Origin of the sequence: Phaeodactylibacter luteus, from assembly GCF_007993045.1 — a bacterium.
In the GTDB taxonomy this organism is placed as follows: domain Bacteria; phylum Bacteroidota; class Bacteroidia; order Chitinophagales; family Saprospiraceae; genus Phaeodactylibacter; species Phaeodactylibacter luteus.
The window spans coordinates 17,916-36,119 of the sequence record NZ_VOOR01000030.1 but is presented as its reverse complement, the minus strand read 5'-3'; the positions used below and the strand labels follow the sequence as shown (position 1 = coordinate 36,119).

At 55.4% G+C, this 18,204-nt stretch carries 15 protein-coding genes; 7 read left to right on the top strand and 8 right to left on the bottom strand.

The window, feature by feature from the left end; all coding sequences use genetic code 11:
• Positions 1-2 precede the first annotated feature (2 nt).
• From FRY97_RS14150 to FRY97_RS14135, 4 genes are all read right to left on the bottom strand, one after another.
• Positions 3-1,451 carry a sodium:solute symporter family protein gene (locus tag FRY97_RS14150; RefSeq protein WP_147168205.1) on the bottom strand — a complete coding sequence of 483 codons (1,449 nt, stop codon included), beginning with the start codon at positions 1,449-1,451 and terminating at the stop codon, positions 3-5.
• Complete coding sequence (locus FRY97_RS14145; protein ID WP_147168204.1) at positions 1,451-3,223, bottom strand: M14 family zinc carboxypeptidase; 1,773 nt, start codon at positions 3,221-3,223, stop codon at positions 1,451-1,453. The genes FRY97_RS14150 and FRY97_RS14145 overlap by 1 nt, the downstream gene beginning before the upstream one ends.
• 120 nt (positions 3,224-3,343) lie before the next feature.
• On the bottom strand, positions 3,344-4,924 hold the full coding sequence (locus FRY97_RS14140) for an amidase (protein ID WP_147168203.1): 1,581 nt from the start codon (positions 4,922-4,924) through the stop codon (positions 3,344-3,346).
• Between the two features lie 76 nt (positions 4,925-5,000).
• Positions 5,001-6,227 (bottom strand): class I SAM-dependent rRNA methyltransferase, encoded by a 1,227-nt coding sequence (locus FRY97_RS14135; RefSeq protein WP_147168202.1) that lies wholly within the window; start codon positions 6,225-6,227, stop codon positions 5,001-5,003.
• Between the two features lie 154 nt (positions 6,228-6,381).
• On the opposite strand from FRY97_RS14135, the gene FRY97_RS14130 reads away from it, so the two are divergent.
• The 5 genes from FRY97_RS14130 to FRY97_RS14110 all read left to right on the top strand — a co-directional run bounded on the left by FRY97_RS14130 (position 6,382) and on the right by FRY97_RS14110 (position 11,155).
• Positions 6,382-6,693 (top strand): hypothetical protein, encoded by a 312-nt coding sequence (locus FRY97_RS14130; protein WP_147168201.1) that lies wholly within the window; start codon positions 6,382-6,384, stop codon positions 6,691-6,693.
• Between the two features lie 182 nt (positions 6,694-6,875).
• On the top strand, positions 6,876-7,457 hold the full coding sequence (locus FRY97_RS14125) for a penicillin-binding protein activator LpoB (protein WP_147168200.1): 582 nt from the start codon (positions 6,876-6,878) through the stop codon (positions 7,455-7,457).
• 306 nt (positions 7,458-7,763) lie between these two features.
• Positions 7,764-9,293: a COG3014 family protein gene (locus tag FRY97_RS14120; protein WP_147168199.1), complete on the top strand. Its 1,530-nt coding sequence runs from the start codon at positions 7,764-7,766 to the stop codon at positions 9,291-9,293.
• The gene (locus FRY97_RS14115) at positions 9,290-9,997 is read left to right on the top strand and encodes a hypothetical protein (RefSeq protein WP_147168198.1); all 708 of its coding nucleotides are present in this window, start codon (positions 9,290-9,292) and stop codon (positions 9,995-9,997) included. Before FRY97_RS14120 ends, FRY97_RS14115 begins: the two co-directional genes overlap by 4 nt.
• An 84-nt stretch (positions 9,998-10,081) precedes the next feature.
• Complete coding sequence (locus FRY97_RS14110) at positions 10,082-11,155, top strand: Crp/Fnr family transcriptional regulator (RefSeq protein WP_147168197.1); 1,074 nt, start codon at positions 10,082-10,084, stop codon at positions 11,153-11,155.
• Here the strand turns inward: FRY97_RS14110 and FRY97_RS14105 are convergent.
• Positions 11,152-11,991, bottom strand: coding sequence for a zinc-dependent peptidase (locus FRY97_RS14105; RefSeq protein ID WP_170254652.1), 840 nt, complete (start codon positions 11,989-11,991; stop codon positions 11,152-11,154). The genes FRY97_RS14110 and FRY97_RS14105 overlap by 4 nt on opposite strands.
• A gap of 151 nt (positions 11,992-12,142) precedes the next feature.
• Between FRY97_RS14105 and FRY97_RS14100 the strand changes: the two genes are divergently transcribed.
• Both FRY97_RS14100 and FRY97_RS14095 read left to right on the top strand, forming a co-directional pair.
• Complete coding sequence (locus FRY97_RS14100; RefSeq protein WP_170254651.1) at positions 12,143-14,281, top strand: ComEC/Rec2 family competence protein; 2,139 nt, start codon at positions 12,143-12,145, stop codon at positions 14,279-14,281.
• Positions 14,278-15,432 carry a helix-hairpin-helix domain-containing protein gene (locus FRY97_RS14095; RefSeq protein ID WP_147168194.1) on the top strand — a complete coding sequence of 385 codons (1,155 nt, stop codon included), beginning with the start codon at positions 14,278-14,280 and terminating at the stop codon, positions 15,430-15,432. The genes FRY97_RS14100 and FRY97_RS14095 overlap by 4 nt, the downstream gene beginning before the upstream one ends.
• Positions 15,433-15,749: 317 nt before the next feature.
• Here the strand turns inward: FRY97_RS14095 and FRY97_RS14090 are convergent, their stop codons facing one another.
• The 3 genes from FRY97_RS14090 to FRY97_RS14080 form a co-directional block, all read right to left on the bottom strand.
• Positions 15,750-16,574, bottom strand: a complete 825-nt coding sequence (locus tag FRY97_RS14090; protein WP_170254650.1) for a universal stress protein — start codon at positions 16,572-16,574, stop codon at positions 15,750-15,752.
• A gap of 155 nt (positions 16,575-16,729) precedes the next feature.
• Complete coding sequence (locus FRY97_RS14085) at positions 16,730-17,188, bottom strand: CBS domain-containing protein (RefSeq protein WP_147168192.1); 459 nt, start codon at positions 17,186-17,188, stop codon at positions 16,730-16,732.
• A 359-nt stretch (positions 17,189-17,547) separates the two neighbouring features.
• Entirely contained in the window at positions 17,548-18,186 is a 639-nt protein-coding gene (locus FRY97_RS14080; protein ID WP_147168191.1) for a LysE family translocator, read from the bottom strand.
• Between the last annotated feature and the right edge of the window lie 18 nt (positions 18,187-18,204).

Sequence of the window (18,204 nt, the reverse complement as noted above, 5' to 3'; positions counted from 1 at the left end):
ACCTAGGTCTTTTGATTGTTTAACGCCCGCCCCGCCACGGAGTTGGCCTCGCCAACAGCTAATTGGTAAGCAACGAAACTGCGGTCTGGGAAAAACCAGCTGCCAGCCATCATAGCAGCCGTGCTCGCCAGGCCGCCATATATAAGGCTGGGCACTGCGGTAGCTTGCCATTCGCAGAACAGCCAAGTGAGCATGCCGAATACGATAGCGCTGAGTGCCCCTACATTTGATGCCCTCTTCCAATACAGGCCTGCTGTCAGAGGGACAAATAAGCTGACCAGGCTCAGGGCAGAAGATTGGCCCACCAGCTCGTAGATGTTCTGGCTTGTTGCAGCCAATGCAGCTGAGCAAAGGGCAACCCCTACAACCGAAAGCCGCATCGCGTACAAGAGCCGGCGGTCGCTCATGCCCGGGTAGTAGGGTTTTATCAAGTTTTCCCCTATCACTGTTGCAGGCGCTAACATGCCACCTGAAGTCGTACTCAGAATGGCCGACAACAGTGCCCCAAAAAACAATACCTGTAGCCACAAACTGCTGTGGGCTAGCACTACGGAGGGCAAAACCAACTGCTTGTCTTCAAGGGTACTGGCCTCCGGGTACAACAACCGTGCACAAAGCCCGATAAATAAAGGGATCAAGCCTATCGTCAGATAAAGGACGGCAGAAAGATAGGATGCGCGTACTGCCGTAGGTGCAGACCGGGCTGCCATCACTCGCTGAAATACATCTTGCTGGGGGATGGAGCCCAGCCCTATCGTTATCCAGGCCGCAATATAGTGCAAGGTGCTGTGCCAGCCGCCTTTCGGCCAAAACCGGTAAAACCCATCCGGCACACTGGCCAATACCCGGGCTGGGCCGCCAGCTGCTGCCCCTAGCTGATACGCCAGCAGCAACAAGCCTGCTACAATCATTATAGCTTGCACAAAATCTGTCACCGACACCGCCCACATCCCTCCAATATAGGTATAACAGACCACGATCAGCGTGCACAAACCAATGCCTTGCAGCAAGGTGAGCCCAGCGATGGCGTTGAGCAAAATGGCCATAGCGACCAGCTGTGCTGCAACCCAGCCAAAATAGGACGGTATCATGAACACCGCAGAGATAAGCTCTGCCCTACGGCTGAACCGGATGCGGAAAAAGTCGTTAAAGGTAAGTACCTGCAAGCGGTACAGAGGGCGGGCATACAATGCACCAACTAAAAAAAGGCACAGAGCTGCGCCAAAAGGGTCCTCTATCACACCGATCAGCCCGTGCTCGACAAACTCCGCGCTTGCCCCTAATATGGTCTCCGAGCCAAACCAAGTAGCGAAAAGGGCGGAGGCTGCCACAACCATTGGCAGGTTGCGCCCTGCAACGACAAAGTCGCGTGTACTCTTCACCCGCCGGGATGCCCACCAGCCAATGAGCAGGGTGGCGCCAAGGTAGGCCACTACAAACCCGGGCAGCATTACTCTGCGCTGCTTTTCTCCAGCGGAAGCCCCTCTGCAGTATTCAACCTTGCCACAGGATAAAGCCGGAAGGTGGGTTCATAGTGGGGGGAACGCTCGTAAACAAAGTTGAGCTGTGCCCGTTCAGATTGGGCGAAGGTGGTATCTGTTGCCCTTTTTTCTTCTAAAGCCTGCCTGAGCAACGGGTCTTCTGCTAGCATGGCAGCAGCTTTATCTTCAAACACATAGGCAGAAAAATGCTCCTTCTGCATCAGAATGCCGTCAAAAAAATTCCACGCGAAGAAGGAGTCTGCCCCTTGGGGCTCCAAGGTTTCCACAATGTAGCGGTTGGCTGCTTGATTGGCCAGCACCACATAGTCGCCTTTTCGGTAAGCCCAAGGCTGTTGCAGCCGTTCTACTTCCACCTCCCGGTGCAGATAGTGGCCCTCGTATGGCGCGTTCACTGTTTTGTAGCCGGCAATGCGGTATTGCTCACAGTCCAACACTACATCTTCCGTTAGCCGGTACAGCTCCACGCCGTTCCAGCGCAACCGGTCGATAACATCTTGGTATGCCTGCGGGATAACATAAGCTGCCGGCCGGCTTACTTTGCTCACGGTATTGTAAAACCGAAAGTGGGGGATTTCCTTTTCGTAAGGGGCTGTGCGGTCGTAATAGAGCCGCGGCAAGCCTGATACCTCGCTCGTTTTGTATTTGGCCTCGTACCCCTTAAACAGCAATGGCATAGAGCGGGCGGGGTCTAATGCCCAGTTGAGGGCAAAACTATCACGGGAGGCCACATCAGCTATGGCCTCCGACCGGGCATGCTGAATATCGGCCTGGTCCTGCAACATGATCCGGATGAGGTTGTCCATAAAAGCATAGGTGCTCGCTACCCGGTCTCGGAAAGGCTTCAGCATATGTGCTTCGGGCATAAAGCCAATCGTATTGTGCAGAGCGGCGTAGCCTGTGGAGTAACGCGGCAGGTCAAGGAAGGCCGCGATCCCTTCGTCCGGCGTAGTACGGGCGTATACATAAGGCGTCATCTCCCATCCGTCAGCCTGCATGCCTGCAAAAAGCTGAGGCACAAGCTGCTCATCAAGGTAGCCCGCCAGGCTGGGGTGCAGCTTGTCGCTTTGAGTGGGGATGAGGGTCATGGTATAGGGGTAGTCGGCCCCATTGGAAGTATGGTTGTCTACAAATACATCGGGCTGCCAGTACGCAAATAATTGGTTGAAGGTCTGGGCATTGCGGGAGTCACACTTAATAAAATCCCGGTTTAGGTCCAAGTTTTTAGCGTTGCCGCGAAAGCCATAAGCAGCAGGCCCGTTTTGATTGGCACGGCTGTGCGCCCCCCGGTTGAGGCCGCCCCCGATATTGTAAAAGGGGATAGCAACCAGGGTGAGCCGTTCGAGCACAGCATTTTTATCGGGGCCCTGAAGCAGGTTGCGCAACAGCAGCATAGTGGCCTCTACCCCACAAGGCTCACCGGGGTGGATGGCATTATTCACAAAAAGGACCATCTTGCCCTGTGCCCGGGCTTGTTCTGGCGTCCACGCTCCGTCTTTGGCTACCACAGCCAAGTGGAGCGGATAGCCGGCATCTGTCTGGCCATGCGCCTGCAGGCGCAGCTCGGGGTAAGCAACGGCCAAATCCTCGTAAAAACGTATCGCCTCCTGATAAGCCGCTGTCGTATTGCTGTCGGCTTCAAAAGGGAGGGAGAGGGCGCTTTGCCCTTGTGCACACAAGTAGCCGGCAGCCAACAGTGCTAAAAGCGTAAAACAGTATCTCATCTTCAGGGTGTATAGGGTGAAAGCAGCCCCTGATAGCTTAAAAGCCAGCCACAGGGGCCAAAGCTCGCAAAATAATCATTTCAGCCTGGCACACAGGGGGGGCTAGCCCTTATGCTGCCCTTAGGGCTCAAACGTGGGCACGGCTCTTGCTTGTGCAGCTTGTTCAAAATCATACGCCAGCCCAATCAACAGCGGCTCGCTCCAGGCCCGCCCAAAAAACGAAATGCCAACTGGGAGCCCATCTACCATACCCATGGGCACCGTGATATTGGGGTAGCCGGCCCGCGCAGCAGGCGAAGAACTGCCTAAGGTGTAGTGGTCTCCATTGGCGTGGTCTGTTTTCCAGGCCGGGCCGCCCGTCGGCGCGATCAGGGCATCCAACTGATGCTCCTCCATGATTTTATCTATACCCTCTTCTCTCGACAGGCGCAGCATCTCTTCTAGGGCAGTAGTATAGCCCTCGCTTTCCAAGCCGCCCATAGCAGCAGCCTGCTCCAGAATATCCTGATGGAAATGCTGAAGCTCTACCCCATCTGCCTTATTGAAAGCGATGAGCGCATCGATGTCCTGCACCGGGGCATCTTCGCCAAGCTTGCCAAGGTAAGCGTTCAGCCCATCCTTAAACTCGTATAGCATGATCTGATAGCTTAGCCCGCCTGCCTTCGAAGGGACGCGGGCGTTTATTTCAACTACCTCTGCCCCTTGCTCCTTCAGCTGGGCTATGGCTTGCCCCATAACGGCATCTACCTTGTAGTGCTGGCCTTTTACCGCCGTATAATAGCCTAGGCGCTTGCCTTTCAGCGCGGTGCTGTCCAGGAAAGGGGTGTAATCTTTTTTTGCAAACGCACTACTGCCCTCCGTTTTGGGGTCCTTAGGGTCTTCGCCTACCATAGCGCCCAGTGCGATCGCTGCATCCGTTACTGTCCGGGCCATAGGGCCAGGAGTATCCTGGGTGAAAGAAATTGGAATGATGCCTGTTCGGCTCAGCAGCCCCACTGTCGGCTTTATGCCTACGATACCGTTGGCAGAGGACGGGCAGACGATGGAGCCATTGGTCTCTGTCCCAATCGCAAAAGCGCAGAGGTTGGCCGAAACGGCTACGCCAGAGCCGGAGCTCGAGCCACAGGGGTTGCATGACAAATGGTAGGGGTTATGGGTCTGCCCACCAGCTCCGCTCCATCCGCTGCTAGAGTGGGTACTGCGGAAATTAGCCCATTCGCTTAGGTTGGTTTTGCCGAGGATTATGGCCCCTGCCTCGCGCAACCGCGCCACGATGGGGGCATCTTCGGCTGCAAAATTGCCCAATAAGGCGCGGCTGCCTGCTGTAGTAGGCTGCTTGTCGCCTGTATCAATATTGTCCTTTAGCAGTACTGGCACGCCATGTAGCGGGCCACGGTCTTTGCCGGATTTCAGCTCTGCATCGAGCGCCCGGGCGATGTCTTCTGCCTCGGGGTTGACCGCCAGGACAGCCCGTAGCCCTGGCCCATTTTGGTCTATTGCTTCAATACGAGCTAGGTAATACTGCACGGCCTGCAGCACCGTCAGGCTGCCATCCCGGTACTGTTTCCCCAGCTCGGGTATGGATATTTCTAAAAGGCTTTCCTCGGCTATGCTGCCGGATAGAGCCTCCTCCGCTTCAGGCTGCGCACAGCTGCCCAAGCTTACAATCGCAAGGAGAAAAAGAAAAGGTAGGTATCGCATAGTTGGTGGTTTTATTAAACTTGGCAGTAAGCGCAGCTGCTGCAACGGGGTAACCCCCGAACCTGCCGCTTTGTTGTTATGTCGCCTCAAGGTATACCGCTTTGAGGTAGGCCCCCTGCGGGAAACCGATGGGGTGGTCTACATCGTGAAAGGTCCGGGCTACTTCGCGGAAATGCCGGGGCAACTGGCCCAGGGCAGCGGATATGGCCTCAAAGAAGTCCTCGGCAGGCACCCGGCTGGAACAGGAAGCCAATAGCAGGAGCCCGCCTTCCGCTACCAGCGCAGCCGCCAGTTCAGCCAGCTGCTGATAGGCCTCAATCGCCCGGCTGTGCTCAGTAGCCTGTTTGGCAAAAGAAGGGGGGTCTACAATAACGATGTCGAATACCTCGCCGTCTTGGCAAAGCTGCCGCATAGCCTGGAAGGCATCACCGGCTAAGGTATGATGCCGGCCAGAAAGCCCGTTGAGGGCCGCATTTTTACGGGCCATTCCGAGGGCTTGAGCACTGATGTCCAAGCTAACCACTTCGGAGGCGCCCCCGGCCAGGGCATGTACGGAGAACCCCCCGGCATAAGCGAAGACATCAAGCACCCGCTTGCCCTTTGACAGCTCCCCGATGCGTTTGCGGTTGTGGCGGTGGTCGAGGAAATAGCCTGTTTTATGCCCCTTGACTACATTGGCCGAGAAGCGCAGCCCATGCTCGCGGAAGATGATTTCTTCTTCGGGCAGGGCACCTGTGAGGACTTGTCCGTCGGATAGGCCATGTAGGAGGGCCGGGCGGGATTGGAGGTTGCGGCTCAGGCGGAGGACGGCTGTGGCGGAGCCGCTCGATTGAAGGAGGGCGGGAAGGACCGACGGCAGGTAGGGCAGCCATATCAGGCTGTAAAGCTTGAGCACCAGCACTTGCCCATATACATCGGCTACCAGGCCAGGCAGCCCGTCGTTCTCCCCATAGATCAGGCGGTAGCTGTCGGTGTCGGTTTCAAGCAGGGGCCTCCTCCGGGCGTACGCCTCCGCTATCCGAGCAGCGAAAAAGCTTTGGCCGATGTGGGCAGGCCGCCCAGCCTGCAGCACCTTTATCCGGATGGGGGAATACGGGTCGTACAGCCCCACGGCCAGGAATTTGTCTTTCTTGCGGTCAAAAACTACGGCCAGGCTACCGGCTTCCCCTTCGGCTTGTTGGCGGGTAATAGCTTCTTCAAATATCCAAGGGTGGCCCTGCCTAAGGGCACGCTCGGCCGCAGGCTTCACTTGTATGGCCAGCCGCTTGACTGGTGGAGAGGGGAGTGGTCTTATGAGATTCATAGCCGAAAATTACAAACTTTACAGCCGCCAGGCTCATTGTACGAAAAGAACCGTTAACCAATTATTAAAGCCCAGCTTATGGCGTTAACCCCCCGTTAAAAGCCGGCATCACATGGAGATTACGCCTATATTTGAACTTATAAAACGTTCGATTATGAAAAAGCACCTGTTTTCCATCCTTGCCCTACTTGCACTAGCTACAGCCGTACACGCACAAGCGGCCGGCCAAAACCCGCGTGCCAAAGAAGCGTATCAGGCCTACGCCGGGCAAACTGGGAGCGGCCACGCACAATCTATGGGCGCTACCTCAGATCAGACCTACGAAGCTTATGACCCTATGCTCATCAAAGAGATGCGCAGGCAGCAGCGCCGGGAATTCCGGCAGGAACTGCGCCTGGAGCGGGTACGCAACCGTAGGTTCTTACAGCCGATGGGCCCCTATGGCTATTACTACTGGGGCTGGTAAAATACTGCTATGCGGCCCATCAGCCCAAGGCCTGTAGTTGCTGGCTTTCCCTTTTTCTGCCTCCCTGCGCTTAAAAACGTTGACAGCATACCTCAAACCTTGGGCCACGGGGCTGCACCCCTCTTTTTCAACTACTCACTTTTGCCAGCCGGAGCTGGCCGGAAAACCATAAAAATACTCACATGAAGCCTCTTTTCCCATTATTGTTCCTCGCCCTGCTGCTGGGCACCTCCTGCAACCGCAAAATTCAGCGCATCGATACCGATACTACCGTAGACCTGAGCGGGCGCTGGAACGATACAGACGCCCGCCTTACCGCTGCAGAGCTCGTCACTGAAATTATGGGGCAGCCATGGCTCGGCAGGCACACCCGTGAAAACAACGGCGAAGAGCCTGTCGTCATCGTAGGCATGGTCGAAAACAAATCCCATGAACATATCGAGTCGGAGGTCTTTACCAAAGAGCTGGAAAAAGCTTTTGTCAAAAGTGGAAGGGTAAGGCTGGTGCAAGGCGGTGCCAAGAGGGAACAGGTGCGCCGGGAAAGGGCCGACCAACAAACCAATGCCTCTCAATCTACCATGAAAAAATGGGGCCTCGAAGTCGGAGCCGATTACATGCTGCAGGGCTCCATCAATTCCATTATGGATGCCTACAAAAGGGAGAAAGTCATTTACTACCAGATCGATATGACCCTCACTCACATGGAGACCAATGAAGTAGTCTGGATTGGCGATAAGAAAATCAAAAAGTTCGTCAAAAACTAAGAGCGTGTTGGGATTTTGGCCTTCTAGTCGAAAACTAGTAATTTTTTGATTAGACGAGACCCGAAAACCGGAGTTTAGCCAAGTCCCGCTTTTGATGCACAAAAGCGGGAAGGATTTTCGGGGCGAAGTATAAGCGAAAAAGTGTCCCGCTGTCTAGCGGGATAGACCGATTGCTAAAGTCCCAACACGCTCTAAAAGCATTGGCGATGGCTGCCTTCCTGCTGCCGCCTACTGTTTTTGCTCAGTGCACCGTACGCCGCTCCGCGTACGGTGCGCACTCACCTCCGCTGACTAACCCGCACCCCGATGAAGCACTCCTACCTATGGCTCTTGGCGCTGCTCCTGAGCTTGTCTTCTTGCAGCTCTTTTGAAAAGTATAGAGGGTTGTACCATGACATGCTTGGGCAGGCTGACCTTGAGGGCGCCTCCCGCCTGATTGAAAAAAAGAAGTTTTATAAAAAGGACCGCAACCAGGTCTTGTACTACCTCGAGCTAGGGGCCCTTGCCCGCTTGCAGGGCGATTTGCAACAGAGCAATGAGCACCTCAATCAGGCTGACCTTCTCATCGAAGACCGCCGGGCTTCTGTCGGTGCGCAGGGCTTGGCAGTAGTCAGCAATCCTAGGGTACTGCCCTATCAGACGGAGTATTTTGAGAATGTGGCTGTACACTACCAAAAGAGCCTCAACTACCTTCAGCTCAACAACCTGGAAGGGGCACGCGTGGAAGCCCGCCGTATGAATATCCGGTTGCAGGCGCTCAACGATGCGGTGCCAGACAAACCGCTCAAATACCGGGACGATGTCCTGGGCCACCTCATGATGGGCCTTAGCTACGAAATGAACGGAGAGTGGAACAATGCTTTTATTGCTTACCGCAATGCTGCCAACCTATTCCTGCAAGATGGGAAGCTTGGGCCTTATATGGGCACTCCAATGCCCGAACAACTGAAGTGCGACCTCATCCGGATGGCGGAGGCCAATGGCTTTAAAGGGGAGGCAGAGCGCTACCGCAAAGCCCTTAAGCCCCGCTGCCGAGAGCAGGAAGGGGAAGGCGGCAGCCTCGTCCTGTTTTGGGAAAACGGGCAGGGGCCAATCAAAGAAGAGCAGATTATTGGTTTTAATATTTTCCGGCAGGGCGATGCCCATCAAGTGCGCTTTGTCAATCAAAAGAGCGGGCTGGAATATGACTATGGACAGGAGGTCTACGACGAGTTCAACGGTTTTGCGGGGCTGAGCAACATCAGCGTAGCCTTGCCTTATTTTCAGCGCCGCAACACGCCCTTGCAGTGGGCTCAGGTCAAATACCACGGGGGGCTGAGCAAGATGGAGCCGGTAGAAGACTTCAACGTCATAGCCGAGCAGTCTCTGCGCGACCGATTCGTGCGGGAGCTTGGCAGTGCCCTGCTGCGCCTGGCGGCAAAAAAGGCTGTTGAAGCAGGCCTGCGCACCATCAAAACCAAAAAACAGGACAGCGAAGAAGCGGACGGAGAAGATGGGGCGGAAAAGAAAAAAAGCGAAGAAAAGGAGGAAGAATATGATGAAACCCTCGGCATTGTCCTGAGTGGGGCCATGAGCATCGTCAACGCAGCAACCGAACGGGCAGATATCCGCTCCTGGCAGTCGCTCCCCGCTCAAATCCACTATCAGCGGATACCCCTCAAAAAGGGCTTCAACAACATTAGCATAACGTTTTTTAATCAATACAACCAACGGATGGAAGAGGCCAACCTGCGCCTTAACGGTAACGGAAGGCTGCAGGTCAGCAGCCTGGCTACACCGGGCCTGCATGCACTGTCTCCGTCTGCCCATCCTACAACCAAACCTATACAGCCATGAAAAAAATTCTGCTCACACTCACAATGTGCCTGATGGCCCTTGCCGGCTTCGCACAAGACAAAATGGACGTCGTCTACCTCAAAGACGGAAGAGTCATCAAGGGCTCGATCATCAAACCGCTAGATGCCGACGGCATACAAATTATGACAACCGAGAGCGATGTCTATACCTTTTCTGTAGATGAGGTGCGCCGGGTGGGCCGAGAGTCTTTCCGCCACGAGAATTTGAGCAATAAAATCATGGTGCACGACGGTACTGGCTTCACCAATATCACTACCCTCGGCTATGGCTTTGGCATTGGCACGTTGGGCGCCGAAGGGGGTGTGGACAACGACGGCGGGTACTTTGCCATACATACCATCAATGGCTACCACATCAGCCGTAAAGTAAGCCTCGGAGCAGGCCTTGGCATCGAGTGGCACGATGGGTACGAACTAGTCCCTCTTTATGCCGATGTGCGCCTTTACCCTTCATTGACCGAGTGGGCCCCTTTCTTTTTTGGCAACGCAGGCTATGGGCTGGGCTTCCTCGATGATAATGCAGACGGCGGCCTGATGCTAGGCTTAGGCGGAGGCGTACAGAAATCCGTCAACAGCAATTTTGCCTATACCGCTTCCTTGGGCTACCGCTTCCAAGAGAACAGCCTGGGCGCGCTCGACCTCGATGCCCACTTCCTGCAGCTTAGCGTAGGGCTGAAATTTTAAACCTCCCGCTACACCTGGCCCGGGCATTGTAATTATTCGGTGCCCGGGCTTCCTCATCCTGTATGAAGTCCCTATCTTCAGCGCATGGGCTTAATAGACAGCATAGCATTAGAATGGGACCTTTGGATAGGCAAATACCGGGCGTTTTTTGTAACCGAAACGCAGGACCGGGAAGCTTGTATACGGCTGTTGCCTAGCCACGGGCAGCTCCACGACACCCTTGAAAAGGGGCAGCTTGTGGCCTGCCAAGATACCCGCTCTGGCGAAGTGGTCGCCTGCGTGCTGCTGCGGAACGCAGCCCCTAGCCTTGCTGGCCCGGAGACAGCCTTCTCTCATGTACGGCGGCACGACCTTCCCCAGCTGGCCGTGCTTTCTCATTTTTCATTCCACAACACTTACCTCAACACCCCAGCCATACCTGTGCTGCTGAGCCACTGCTTTGTAGAGGTGCTCAAGGCGGGCGGGCTTGCACTGCTGATGTCTTCCGACCCCGGCCATTATTCCATTCACAAGCGGCTGGGCATGCGGCCGATCGGGCCGTTGCAAAAAGGGGCTCATGGCGACTTCCGCATCCCTATGATCTGCCTGCCCGACATGGACTACCTCTCCATCATCAATTCTCCACTTATGCCTATGCTGAGGGGCATCCGCTTTGAGCGCTACCAGGCCATCTGTGAATGGTACTACAACCTCGTCCGGGAAAATAAAGAGCTGCAGACCGGAGCCGCATTTTATCCTGAAAACGACCAAGAGTTCAAACAGCACCACCTGATTACCGACGGGCTGAGCGACCAAGGCCGGGAAACCTTGCTGCGAGACGCCCTCATCATCAATTGCCGGGAAGGCGAAGTGGTGCTCGCAGAGAACGATGGCGGCAAATCCTTTGGCTATGTGCGCAACGGGCTCGTCCGGGTGCTCATAGGCGGGCAGCCTATTGTCATGCTCGGGGAAGGTGACATTTTGGGAGAGATCGCTTTTGTGCTCAATACCCGCCGCACGGCACAGCTTGTAGCAGCCAGCCCAGATACGGAAGTGGTTTTGTTCCGGGAGTCTGCTATCGATCAGCTGCAGCTGGAGTCAGACCGGGCGCTGCTCTGGCGCAACCTCGCCCGTGTACTGGCACAGCGTGTCTTGGTCACCAACAAAATGATGAGTTAAGCGTTGAGCACCTCCCCTACTGCAGGCGATTGGTTGAAAATACGGGCATAAGCAGCGTACAATTTTGGGCATACCTCCCGGAAACGGTCGGGGAAAGTAAAAAAAAGCGTAATGCTCACCGGGCGGAGCGGTATAGGGTCAAGATTGATCCACTGCTGTATGGCCGGGTAGGAAAACCCACTGATTTGCTCCAGTTCTTCCCAGTGGCCTTCGCCCAAAGGTGGGAATTCTTGCTGAGCATCAACCCGCTCAAACGCTTTGGCATACTCGTGCAGCCCAATATTGTAGTAGGCTCCGGGCTCCAGAAAACCTTTCATCAATTGTTCTGCAGAAAAAAGCACTGCGCCGTCTTCCTCATAAATCTCTGAAGCATGGTAATTTTCTGGATATTGAGGAGAAGGGAAAGGCTGAGGGAAAAAGATGATGTGCTCAAAAGGGCTCAACAAGAAGTCTTCCTTGCCGAATGTAAGCTGTACCGCACAAGCCGCAGCCACCGCTTTCAGATCGGCAGGCACGTCCTCTATGCCCTTCCCCATAAAGTCATTGGCCTCTTGGTACAAAGCCATGCGCTGTCGGAAGCGCAGCTGCTCTTCCTTGCTCAACCGCTGGTAATAAGGCGAAAAGCGCTCCAGCATCTTCCGCAAGCCGGTGTTTAGATCTGGCGGGTAACGCTGATACCACCACCAATTGATCTGTGGGCTCAGGGTGAACACCACGGCCAGCGCAATTACCCAAGGGATGATCCACCAGCTGTACCTCCCATCTACTTCCCAGGTAAGGAACAAAAACAACAGGGCGCCGATGATAAATGGGGCAGCAAGGATACGAGCAGGCATATTGAAAACATCATTTGTGAAGCTAAAATAACGCTTTAATAATGCCCTGTAGCGCAAATCGGTTACATTACGCTTCCAGGTTTTCCTGAAAATGGTTAATTTAAGGTCAACATTAGGGGCTGCCCCGCAAGTATTACACACCCCGAACCCTATGAATTGGCGAGAAATACCTATGCTCCGCCTATTACTGGCACTGCTAGCCGGCATCGGCCTTAGCCGTTGGGATATCAACGTGTATGCGGTTGCCGGAGCCGGGGCGCTAAGCCTTGCGGCCCTCGCTTGGATGAATACCCGCAAAACCCCGTTCCATCAGCGTATCTGGCCAGGGGTTGCTGTCATAGCTTCCTTCTCTGCCTTGGGCTTCCTTCTGGCGATAGCCCAGCAGCCCAAGTACCAGCCCAGCCACTTGTTGCATTATGGCTCCGCTGCCCAATCTGCCACGGTCGTCGGGCGCATTCAGCGGATTGAAGATACCGGCCGCAAGCTCCGCCTACAGCTTCAATGTCAAGGGGTGCAACCCCAAACCGATACCTTGCTCCGCCAAGCTGAGGGCGGCATCCTTGCTTACCTCGATATCGATGCGGCCTCGCGAGGCCTCCGGCCTGGCGACCTCCTGCTTTTCCAAACCGAGCTCCGGCGGCCCAATCCGCCTGCCAACCCCGATCAGTTTGACTACCGGGCTTACCTTGAGGGGCAAGGCATTTACCATCAGGCCTTCATCGGGGAGGGGCAATGGCTGTGGCTCGGCCACCAGAAAACCTTGCTTACCCTCACTGCCCAATGGCAGGATATGGCCCTTTCCACGCTTCGGCACCACTTGCCTACCCCCAACGAAATGGCGGTAGGCGCTGCACTCATCCTGGGGCATAAAGCCGCACTGACCGATGAAGTCAAAAATGCATATGCTGATACCGGTGCCATGCATGTACTAGCGGTTTCCGGCTTGCATGTCGGGCTTGTACAGTTACTGCTCTTTTTTCTGCTCAAACGCATACCCCTCAGCGGGCGCAAGTGGGAAATAACCCGGACTGGGCTGGTGATAGCCGGCATTTGGGCTTTTGCCTTGATTACAGGCGCGTCTCCGTCTGTCCTAAGGGCAGCGACTATGTTCAGCTTCCTAGCCGTTGGGCAGGCCTCCCGCAGGTCTTCAAGTGTATACAACACACTGGCAGCCTCTGCTTTTGTACTGCTCTGCGCCAACCCTAATCTCATCAGCCAGGTAGGGTTCCAACTTTCTTATCTGGCAGTGCTCGGCATCGTGTATTTCCAGCCCCGGATATACCGGCTGTGGTTGATCAAAAATAGGGCTGGCGACTACCTTTGGCAGCTTACGGCCGTTGCCCTGGCGGCACAGCTGGGCACACTCCCCCTGAGTTTATACTACTTCCATCAGTTTCCTGTATACTTTATCTTATCTGGCATCATCGTCGTCATAGCCGCTGGCTTTATCCTCGGGGGCGGCCTGCTGTTGCTGCTGGTGCAGAGCATCCCCTTGCTGGGCACAGGGGTTGGCAAAATGCTCTACGGGCTGATCTGGCTGGCCAATTCAGGCGTTTTCCTCGTTCAGGGCCTGCCCGGCGGCCTTATGGGAGGTATACATTTGAGTGCAGCCGGGGCTGCCCTGCTCTACCTGGCCCTGCTGTTGGGTATTGCCGCCGCCCGTTCGCGCCGAGCACATTGGGCGATGGCTGCGCTCGTGGCGCTGCTCCTGGCCTCCGCGCTACGCGCGCACCGGTTGTATGAGGCGTCCGGGCAGGAAGCGCTAGTGGTCTATCAGATATACAGGCATAGCGCCATGGATTACTTCAGGGGGGCAGAAGCCTGGCCTATTTATGATAGCCAGCTCGAGCTATCTAAACTGGGGTTTGCTGTGGAAGGGCACCGGCTGGCCCGGTCGGCTGAGCCTATGGGAAGCTTTCTGCCTGCCCAAGGGGCCGACGTTCCCCCTTTCGTCTGGGGCCAAGACGGTTTCTGGTTCTTCAACGGGCTGCGCCTGCTGCTCTGTTCCCCCGAAACGCTTCCTTCCAGCCAGGCGGGGCCAATGCCTGCCACAGACCTGGTCCTGCTCAGCCATAACCCTAAAGTAGACCTAAGGGAATTGATCAATCAGTGCAAGCCCCGCTATATCATAGCTGATGGCAGCAACCCGCCTTGGGCTGCCCGGGAATGGGCAGCGGCTGCAAAAAAAGCCCAGGTCCCTTTTTTGTACACCTCCGAGAGCGGGGCTGCTACCATAACCTGGCAGCCTGAGCTGCTTGTCGAAGCCCACTTCAATACCCCCGAGATATGAAAAAATGGCTAACCGAATCCCTCTACTTTTCAAAAACCGAACGGGTAGGCGCCGGGCTGCTTGCCGGGGTGGTCATCGTTGTGCTATTGGCCCCCTCTGCCTTCCAGAATAGCAGCCGGAGCTCGGCGGAAAGCCTTAGGCAGTTTCAGGATGAAGTCAACGCCTTCCGGCAAAACCTGCAGGACGCTGAGGCGCCGCCCCAAATTGAAGCGGAAGTTGGCCGGCCCCCTTCTGCCAAATTATTTTACTTCGACCCCAATACCCTGCCTTTGGATAGCCTATTGCTCTTGGGCTTGCCAAGGCGCACTGCTTATACCCTTATCAATTACAGGGAAAAAGTCGGCCCATTTGGCCATGCCGAGGAGCTGAAAAAGCTGTATACCTTATCGGAAGAGGATTATCTGCGCCTCCAGCCTTATATCTCAATTCATACGCCGCCTGCCCGAGGCAAAGTGCCGGAGCAGATTGCCGCCACAAGCCCTGAGCCGGCCCTTTTCCCATTCGATCCCAATACGCTGCCAGAAGACAGCCTCAATCTGCTGGGCCTGCCACCGAGGGCGGTTAAAACGCTGGTCAACTACCGCAGCAAAGGCGGCCAATTCCGTTCTCCAGAAGATTTGGGGAAATTGTACGGGCTAGAAGCTGAGGACAAGGAGCGGCTATTGCCTTGGGTGCGTATTGCGCCAAGGCCTTCAGAGGGCGAAGGGGGTGCTGCCAAAAGCGCTAAGGCACAGCCCGATGCGGCCCCAATGGGCGTAGACATCAACAAGGACGGGCCGGAAGCTTGGCAAGCCCTGCCAGGGATAGGCCCTGCCTACGCCCGCCGGATTTGCGGTTTCCGGGAAAAACTAGGTGGTTTTTCCAGCATAGCTCAAATAAAAGAAACCTACGGGCTGCCAGATTCCACATTTGAACAAATCCGCCCTTTGCTAAAGCATTCTGCCATTTACCGGAAGGTCAGTATCAATACAGCCGATGCAGCAGCTCTACAGCGACACCCCTACCTAGGCTGGAAGGAAGCCAATGCTATCGTGGCTTACCGCAGTCAGCACGGCCCTTTCCAGTCGGGAGAGGATGTGGAGAAAATATTGGCACTGCCGCTAGAAACGAAGCAGAAGATGGCCCCTTACTGGGACTTCGAGAAACGGTAGCCCTCATCAGCCTGAAGTGCACTAAATACCTGTGAAAAGCCCGCAATCGCGGTGCAGTGATCCGCTACAGTTTCTGGCAGTAGCTCCGCCCAGCCTTCACTTCAGGCAGGCATTTATGCTATCCGGGCTTTAGGCTGGCATCGGCCTAGCGCTGCGAAGGGGTTTAAGAGCCCGTTAGGGCCGAGCGGACAGCGAGCCCCGTAGCATAGCGGCACCTGCCATCGGGCAGGGGCAGGCCCCTCCAAAAAAAAACGGCAATCTGGCTGGCGCCCCTTTAGGCCTTATACATGAGCTAGCGCACGATGTATGATATTGGCTCAAGCATCGAGCTTCATGACCAACAAGGGCACTTCCGTGTGGAACGCCATTTGGCGGGTCACGCTCTTGTGGAAAAGGCGGTCTAAAAAGCTGCGCTGCACGGTACCCGTGACAATCATATCCGCGCCGGCCTCGTCGGCGTATTGGATGACCCCCTCCTGTACATCGGGGCACTCAATTTCGATAGCGTGTATGCCCAAGTTCGGGTGGCCCGCGTAGGAGGCTTTTTCATGCATGGCCTCTCCGATGTGGTAAGGCAGGTGGGCTTGTTTTTCCACATGCACAAAGTGTACATCTTTCACATCGCCCCCTGCGATATCAAGCACGGGCTCAAGCAGGGCAGCGTCCGCTTCCGGGTGGCTGCTGGCAAAAACAACCTGTTCTATGCTCTGGCATTTGCACTGCCGAGGCACGAGGAGCACCGGGCATTTGGCAAAACGCGCTACATGGGTAGAGACACTGCCGAAGGCCCGTTCTAGCAGGTTGCCCTGGCCAGTAGTGCCCATGACGATCAGGTCATAGCCTTCTGAAAGCCGGACAATCTCCTCTGCGGCAAACCCAATGTTGAGCCGGGTCTTGGGCAGCACAGCCACTCCCCCTTGTGCATCGGTATAGGCTTCTGCAAACTGCTGCAGGAGTTCTTGTTTGATTTGTTCAAACTCTACGGCCGGTACATCCAAGTAGGGGTTGGCGTAGTCAAATGAAGGATGGTAAGCGTGTAGGAGTTCGGTGTGAGCCCCTACGCGCTCGCTCAAGACCTGTGCAAAGCGGTAGGCATTGGCAGCTACCTCAGAGAAGTCGGTGGGGACGAGTATCTTTTTCATGATTGGGGCTTTCTTGCAGGAATGGCACCGCCTCATCGGGAAGCAAGGGTGCCGTTGCCTGGTTAAAAAGAATACCGGGGCAGCAGGGCACAATTGGCCGGGCAGTTCAACCGGCACTGGCCCACTGCCCCGGGAGCACATATTGAAGAAGGTCTTTAATGCTTACGGCTCTCTAGGATATCCTCAGGTGAAACCGGCGTCTGGGCCAGCGTTTTGATGATGTCGAAGGTAGTCAGTAAGCCTTCCAGCTCTCCTGCGGCATTGACGACAGGGATGGCGTGGAAGCGGTTTTCCAGGAAAATCTCAAGCGCGACATTGATCCGGTCTTCCGGTGCCAGTTTGGCAATGCCTTTTGTCATGATATCCTCTACCTTATAGGCTCTCATGCGGGCTTCATTGACAAATTCATCTTCTGCGTTGCGGTTGAAGCCGCGCAGGAAATGCAGGAAATCGGTTTTGCTGATGATGCCGACCAGCTCCTTGTAGCGGACCACAGGGATGTGGTGCACGCGGTGGTTGTCAAAGATTTCCTTGACCGCAGTCAGCTTATCGCCTGTGGTAACGGTTAGGAGGTTGGTTGTCATGATGCTTTTGACCGGATCCAGGATGTTCATAATTTAGAATTTTGGCGTGATTAATGCGACAAGGCTCTGATCTTTAAGCCTTTTTGGTATTCCAAAGTTGCAGCAGCCTGAAGGGCCTTGAGGTGATTATCGTCAGTAGCAGCGGCTGATTTTTGTCAAAAGCCGGCTTGAGGCGAGGGCCAGCCCAACCTTCCCATTTACAGGCTTGTAACGCCCATTCTAGCGGAAGCTACGTTTGGTGCATTGGCATGGGGCCTGCCCCTGCCTAACGGCAGGTGCCGCTATGCTTCGGGGCTCGCTGTCCGCTCGGCCCTATCGGGCTTAAACCCCTTCGCAGCGCTAGGCCGTTGCCATCATAGCGCTAAGGCCTGCTGCATTTTGGCGCTTGGTCAAAGCGACCATAAGGTACGCCCCAGCAAGACGATGGCAAATAAGATGAGCGCGCCGCCTGAAATGCGGCGCAGCCACAGCAAATGCACTGGCCGCAGCCATTGGCGGATGCGCTTGGCGAGCACGATTTTCAATACATCGGTAACGATGATGGTGCCCAGTACCCCGCCGAAGAAGAAGCGGGCATCTAGGGGTGCCAGCCCTTCTTCCACGACCATAGAGCTGGCCACGCCAATCCAGAAAAAGAAGGTGAAAGGGTTGACGGTATTGATGAGGAAGCCTTTGAGCCACAAGCTGTGGTAGGAGGAGGTCCGCAGGGTCTGCCGGGACCATTCCGGCAGCGCTCCTGTCCTAGGCGCAGTGAGCAGAGCGCCTGCACCGAATGCGGCAAGCGTTATGCTGCCGCCTATGCCGAGGTAGAGGGTGAAGTTGGGGCCCGAGACCACTTGGCTGATATAAGCCAGGCCGAGGTATACAGAAAGGATAAAGAGGAAATCGCTAACCCAAATGCCTAGCCCAAGCATAGCACCTGCGCGGAAACCTTCTTCCACGCCGGCTTGCACGATGGCAAAAAATATGGGCCCAATGAGGAAGCACAGTATCATCCCCACCTTTACCCCTTCCAGTATTAAGTTCATGATTAGGGCGGGTTAAGG